The following is a 6,739-nucleotide window of genomic DNA, read 5'->3' on the forward strand; positions in this document are numbered from 1 at the left end:
GTGGCCACCGCGCGCCTCCTCCGGCCGGGCGTGGGATCGCTCCCGAATGATCGTCGAAGCGTTTCGACGAAGCGTTTCGACAGACGCTAGGGCACCTGTTACGACGACGTCAATAGCCGATGTCGAAAAGAAGTCGGGCTGCTCCGCGGCCCCGTCGCCGCTGCCCGCGCGCCGGTCCGCGCCCCCGCCGCCCGCGTCCGGGCCGCGCCTCGCACCCTGCCCGCACCCGGCGGGTGAAAGGTCATGATCGTGCTCGATCCAGGAAGTAGTCCCCTCGTGCCGCAGCGGAGGCCGCTACATCAAGGATCGAGCGTGATCATGAGGCCGGCGGGCGCGGGTGGGGGGCCGTGGATCAGGAGAGGTCGAACAGGGCGGCGGCGCTGTCCCAGCAGACCGCGCGCAGCCAGTCGTCGCCCAGGTCCAGCCGGGCCAGCCCGGTCAACTGGTCGGCGTACGGGTAGGGGATGTTCGGGAAGTCGCTGCCCAGCAGCACCTTGCCGGTCAACCCCAACTCGCGCAGCCGGGGCAGTTCGTCGGCGGGGAAGGGCACGAAGCGGTCGAAGAACGGGGTGAACGCCATCGTGGTGTCCAGCCGGACGCGCTCGTACGTCTCGGCGAGGTCCAGGAAGGCCCGGTAGTCCGGGGCGCCGAGGTGCGCCACCACGGCGGTCAGCCCGGGGTGGCGGGCGAGCAGGGCGGCGAACGGCTCCGGCCCGGTGTGCGTGGTGCCCACCGGGGCGTGCCCGGCGTGCACGACCACCGGCACGCCCGCGTCGGCGAGCATCCCCCACACCCGGTCCAACGCGGGGTCGGTGGGCGGGAAGTTGCCGACCTGCACGTGCACCTTGAACAGTCGGGCCCCGCCGGTCAGCGCCGCCTCGACGTACCCGGGGGCCTCCGGCTCCGGAAAGAACGTGGCCGAAGGCAGGCAACCGGGAGTGGTGCGGGCGAACTCCAGCGTCCAGCGGTTCAGCTCCGCCGCCATGCCGGGTCGGTGTGGGTACGCCAGCGCGCTGAACGCCCGCACCCCGAGTCGCCGCAGGTGCGCGACCCGGTCGGCGTCGCTCCAGCGGTAGCGGATCGGCCACTCGGTGCCGACCAGCGGCCCCGCCGCGTCGAAGTAGGCCCACACGCGGCGCAGCAGCCTCGGCGGCAGGAAGTGCACGTGCACGTCCGCCAGCCCGGGCAGACCGAGCGCACGCCAGAACCGCGGCACCTGCTCGTCCGCGGCCGGTGGGGACTGCGGCGGCACCGGGTCGGTCATATGTCGATGTTGAACCGTTGCAGCACCGACGGGGCGATGAGGCCGGCGGTGGAGAGCACCGCGATCACGGTCAGGACGGCGCGCAGCACGACCACCTCGGTCTTGCTGCCGGTGCGCAGCGCGATGCTGTTCGGCAGGCCGACCATCGTCCACATCCGCCGTTTGATCGGGATCGGCCAGAGGATCGGCACCCCGGCCCGGGTGATCATGTCGCCGAGGATGTGCACGAAGCAGCCCACCCCCACGGCCGTGCCGATCAGCGGATAGCCGCGCCCACCCGGGAGGTTGACGAAGGTGAACCAGGCGGCACCGGCCGAGGCGAGGGTCACGATCACCCAGCCGGCCCGCTCCGCCCAACCGTCGAACAGCCCTCGCAGGGCCAGGCCGAACATGAAGAACAGGATCGTGATCACCGCCCACTTGCCGTACGCGGCGCAGAGCGCGGTGGTGCCCCAGCCGACCAGCAGGGTGAACGGGATGGTGTGCGTCAGCGTTCGGTGCCCGTTGTTGCGCCGGGGATCCTTGCTGAGCTTCGTCGCGTAGTAGACCCCGAGGGAGATCTTCTCCATCACCTCGGCGACGAAGAGCGAGAAGACCCCGAAGGTACGCGCGACGGTGGCGCCGCCCTGGTTGCGGGTCACCTTGCCCGACAGGTCGAGGTCGGGAAAGAGCGCGCCACCGGCGCACACCGCGGTGCCCACCGCCAACGCGAGTGGCGACTGCTGGTAGTCGGCGAACTGGTCCAGCGCCCAGGACCCGGCCAGCCATACCGCCGCGCCGGACAGCGCGTGCGACGGTCCCATCATCTCGGCTCACCCTCCCCAGGGATCTTGAGCGCCAAAACTACGCCACTGTAGTCAGCACCCGCGTCGCAGGGGCATCACCCGGACGGTCCACAACGGACAGTCTCAGAGTGCGGGGGTGAAGCTCTGCCGGATCATCGGCAAGTATGTCGCGTTGACCTGCCAGTCGAACTCTTTTGTCAACCACGAGACGGTGTAGGCGCGCCCGGGCGAGGTGTTGGCCAGCAGGCGGAAACTGTGCACCCGCTCGCCGGCGGCGTTCTCCCAGCCGCACTCCCAGATCGCGCCACCCTCGAAGATGTCCAGCGCGGAGATGTCCACCCTGCGGTAGCCCGGCAACGCCTCGCCGCCGGTGAGCCGGGCCTCCGCGGCCCGCCAGTACGCCACCGGGTCGGGTCGGGCCGGCCCCGCCTCGACGCTGAGCACCCGGGCGCCGTCGGCCTCCCGGAAGCAGGTCACCGCCCCCTCGGTCCAGCGCAGCCAGGCCACCGGCACGGCGATCCGGAAGCCCGCCGGGTCATCGTGCCAGGTCCAGCCCTCCACCAGCCGGTACCGGGCGCCGGCCGGTGGCGGCACCGACGGCACCGGGGTGGCCGCCGGCGGCGGGGGAGCCGCGCAGGCGAACGCGGCCGGCCGCGCCGTGGTCGAGCCACCCCCGGTACCGGAGGGCGGCGGCCGTTCGTCACCGCGGTTGACCAGCGCCAGCGTGACGCCCACGGCGGCGAGTAGCGTCGTGACGGTGGCCGTGCCGCCCAGGGCGAGCAGCCGCCGACGCCGGCGGCTGCGGGGGAGGCTGGCCGGCCCGCCCGTCGCCGGGTCGCCGGGCGGGGACAGCGGGTCGATCGGGTCGGGCGCGGCGGCGCGGCCCGCGCTGCGTACCGCCGCCACCGCCGACGACCGGGCCGGCTCGACCGGCCCGTCCTGGCCCGCCGCCGCGCTGCGCAGCAGCGGCTCCGCCTCGCCGGCGGTCAACCGCCGCCAGGGGTCGCGTTGCAGCAGCCCGGTCAGCGCGGGACGCAACGGCCCGGCACGGCGCATCGGGTCGGGCGGCTCGGTGGCCAACGCGCTGAGCGTCGCCATCGCGCTCGACCGGGCGTACGGTGAGCGGCCCTCGACCATCGCGTAGAGCGTCGCCCCCAGCGACCACAGGTCGGTCCGCGGGTTCGACACCCCTTCACGCGCCCGTTCCGGGGCGACGAACTGCGGCGAACCGAGGACCGTGCCCGGCCCGGTCATCGCCCCGTCGCCGCCGTCGAAGGTGGCCAGCCCGAAGTCGGTGAGCACCACCCGCCCGTCGTCGGCGACCAGCACGTTGTGCGGCTTCACGTCGCGGTGCAGCACGCCGGCGCTGTGCGCCGCCCGCAACGCGGCGAGCACGGCCAGGCCGATCCGGGCGGTGCGTTGCGGGCTCAGCGGCCCCTCGTCGCCGATGATCTGCTGCACCGAGCGGGACTGCACGTACTCCATCACGATCCAGGGGCTGTCCCGGTCGTGCACGACGTCGTAGATGCGGACCACGTTCGGGTGGTTGAGCCGGGCGGCGGTGCGTGCCTCGCGCAGCGTCCGCAGCCGCAGCTCGGCGCGCTCGGTCTCGGCCAGCCAGGACGGAGGCACGACCTCCTTCACCGCGACGTCACGGTGCAGCATCTCGTCGCGGGCCAGCCACACCCGGCCCATCCCGCCGGTGCCGACCAGGTCGAGCAGCCGGTACCGACCCGCGATCAGCAACAGCCGCACGATCGCTCCCCCTCGGTGACCCCGTGTTACACGATAGCCACCGGAACTGCTTTTCTCATCCGTCGAGCGGCCTCGATCCACGCCGGACGGCGGTCCGGAACACGACCGAACGGAGCAGGTCAGAGGGGTGATCGGAAGCTGTTTCGCACCTGCGTCCAGTCCGCCTGCGCGGCCGCCCAGTCCCGGTCGTCGGTGATCCAACCGAGCATCCAGCGGCTGGCCCCGCCCGGCCTGCCGAGGACCTGTTGCCGGGCGTGCAGCCGGGCGCCGTACGGCGCGTCCCACCGGCACTCCCACTCCGCGCCGCCGCCGCTCGCGGCGAGTCGGACCTCGTCGTAGCCGGGCAGCGCCCCGTAACCGTCCGCCGCGTCGCGGGACGCGCGCAGCCGGGCCAGCGGATCCTTGGCGCCGCCCGCGGCGACGCTGAACGTCCGTCCGGTCGCCGGGTCCTGGAAGCACGCCACCGCTCCCTCCCGGGAGTAGCGCCAACTCGCCGGCACGGAGACCCGGAAGCCGGTGGTGTCGGCGTGCCAAACCCAACCGGCCGGCGGGCGGAACCTCTCGCCGGCAGCCGGCGAGCCGGCCGGTACCGGTGCGCCGCCGATGTCGGGGCGGACGCACGGGAAGGGTGGTGGTGGCACACGCCCGCCCGGCGGTGGGCCTGGTCGGCCGGGGCCGGGGCCACCGGGACCGAAGGGTCCGTCCCGGCCGCCCCCGTCGCGTGGGCGGTCGAGCGGTGACGCGGTGGTCGACCGGCCCGCGGTCCCCGTCGGCTCGTCACCGGTGACGGCCAGCGCGGTGCCGACTCCGGCGGCGGCCGCCACCAGCAGCAGCGCCGTGACGATCAACGCCGCCCGTCGCCGGACCGACCGGCCGACCGCCGGGACGGGCGCGTCGGTGGGCCCGCCGGGTCGGTCGTCCTGGTCCCTTGCCGAGGCTGCCGCGTCGGCCGTCGGAGGTGGGCCGGTGACTCCGTTCGCGGCGGCGGTCAGCAGTCGGCGGGCCTCGTCGTGGTCGAGGCGGTGGAGCGGGTCGCGGCGTAACAGCCCGGCGAGGACTGGCGCGAGCGGCCCGGCGTGCGGGGCCGGGTCCGGCGGCCCGGCTGCCAGGGCGCTCAGCGTCGCCATCGCGGTGCTGCGGGCGTACGGGGAGCGGCCCTCCACGGCGGCGTGCAGGGTGGCGCCGAGCGACCACAGGTCGGCGGCCACCGTGGAAACCCCCTCGGCGGCCCGTTCCGGGGAGACGTACTGCGGGGAGCCGAGCACCATGCCGGGGCGGGTCATCGCCCCGTCGCCGCCGTCGAAGGTGGCCAGCCCGAAGTCGGCGAGCAGCACCCGCCCGTCGTGTGCCATGAGCACGTTCTGCGGCTTCACGTCGCGGTGCAGCACACCGGCCGTGTGTGCGGCGTGCAGCGCGTCGAGCAGGGCCAGGCCGATCCGGGCTGCCCGGACCGGCTCCAGTGGCCCCTCGTCGTCCAGCAGGTCCTGGAGGGTGTGCGACGGGACGTACTCCATCACGATCCACGGGCTGTCCCCGACCGGGACGACGTCGTAGAGCCGGACCACGGCGGGGTGGTTGAGCCGGGCCGCCGCGCGCGCCTCCCGCAGGGTGCGCGAGCGCAGCTCGGCCCGCTCGTGGTCGGCCAGCCAGCTCGGCGGCACGACCTCCTTGACCGCGACCTCGCGGTGCAGCATCTCGTCGTGGGCACGCCACACCCGGCCCATGCCCCCGCGACCCACCAGGTCGAGCAGCCGGTACCGACCGGCGATCAGCACCTGCGCACGCTCCTCCTCAGCCGCTGTCCGGGCTACACCCTAGCCAGCGGATCGGAAGTCACCTATCGGTCGTCCGCCTCACCTCAGCAGGCGGCGTGGCCGGCCCTGGCGAGCAGATTGCCCTCCGGGATGGCGATCCGGGTACGTCCACCCGCCAGTTGGGCGGCGGCCCGTCGGGCCTGGAGCGGGCCGTGTTCCCGCCGGGCGGTGGTGTAGCTGGCGGCGGTGCGGGCCGCGATGGTGGCCCAGCCGTACCGCTCGCCGACCATCGTGCGGGCGCGTCGGGCCACCCGCCGGGCGAAGACCTCGTCGCCGAGCAGTTGACCGACGGCGCCGGCCAGCGCGTCCGGGTCGCTGTGCGGGAACGTCACGCCGGTCACGCCGGGTTCGACGATCTCGGCGAGGCCACCGGTGCGGGCCACCGCCAGCGGCGCCCCGGCGGCGGCCGCCTCCAGCGCCACCATGCCGAAGGGCTCGTAGAGGCTGGGCACCACGGTCGCGTCGGTCGCACCGAGCACCGCGGGCAGTTGGGTGGCGTCGAGGAAGCCGGTGAAGCGGACCGTCGAGCAGAGCGCGAGGCGGCGGGCCTCCTCCTCCAGTTCGGCGCGGTACGGGCCGTCGCCGGCGATCACGACGCGCAGTCCGGGGTGCCGCTCCCGCAGCCGGGGTACGGCGTGCACCAGGTGCTGCACGCCCTTCTCGTAGACCAGCCGTCCGGCGTACCCGACCAGCGGCCCCTTTCCGGCGAAGCGGGCCCGGGCCGAGGCGACCGCGCGTGGCCGGGCCCGCCAGGCCCGGTCGTCCACCCCGTTGGGCACGACGTCGACCTGCGCGGTCGGCAGGTCGAACAGCGCGGTGACCTGCTCGCGCATGTACCCCGAACAGGTGATGACGCGGGTGGAGGAGCCGCTGAGCCAGTGCTCGACGCCGTGGATGGTGCGGTTCATCTCCTCGGGCAGCCAGCCCTGGTGCCGGCCCGCCTCGGTGGCGTGGATGGTGGTGACCAGGGGCAGGTCCAGGTGCTCGGCGAGGGTGATGGCGGTGTGGGCGACGAGCCAGTCGTGGGCGTGGATGACGTCGTAGGTGCCGGCTTCGGTGGCGCGCAGGGCGGTGCGGGTGAGGGTGTGGTTGAAGGCCATGGTCCAGGCCAGCAGCGAGCT

The 6,739-nt window shown here is 74.2% G+C and carries 5 protein-coding genes; all 5 read right to left on the minus strand.

What is annotated here, in order from left to right; translation table 11 throughout:
• Positions 1-352: 352 nt before the first annotated feature.
• Positions 353-1,264, minus strand: coding sequence for an amidohydrolase family protein (locus tag ACTWLT_RS25505; RefSeq protein ID WP_445320534.1), 912 nt, complete (start codon positions 1,262-1,264; stop codon positions 353-355).
• Positions 1,261-2,070, minus strand: coding sequence for a metal-dependent hydrolase (locus tag ACTWLT_RS25510; RefSeq protein ID WP_252418305.1), 810 nt, complete (start codon positions 2,068-2,070; stop codon positions 1,261-1,263). The genes ACTWLT_RS25505 and ACTWLT_RS25510 overlap by 4 nt, the downstream gene beginning before the upstream one ends.
• 102 nt (positions 2,071-2,172) lie before the next feature.
• A complete protein-coding gene (locus tag ACTWLT_RS25515) occupies positions 2,173-3,804 on the minus strand; it encodes a serine/threonine-protein kinase (RefSeq protein ID WP_445320535.1) in 1,632 nt (543 codons plus the stop codon).
• Positions 3,805-3,923: 119 nt separating this feature from the next.
• Complete coding sequence (locus tag ACTWLT_RS25520) at positions 3,924-5,579, minus strand: serine/threonine-protein kinase (RefSeq protein ID WP_445320536.1); 1,656 nt, start codon at positions 5,577-5,579, stop codon at positions 3,924-3,926.
• 83 nt (positions 5,580-5,662) lie between these two features.
• Positions 5,663-6,739, minus strand: a 1,077-nt coding sequence (locus ACTWLT_RS25525; RefSeq protein WP_445320537.1) for a glycosyltransferase family 4 protein, incomplete at its 5' end; no start/stop codon positions are given.

It is taken from the genome of Micromonospora yongxingensis (genome assembly GCF_052601155.1).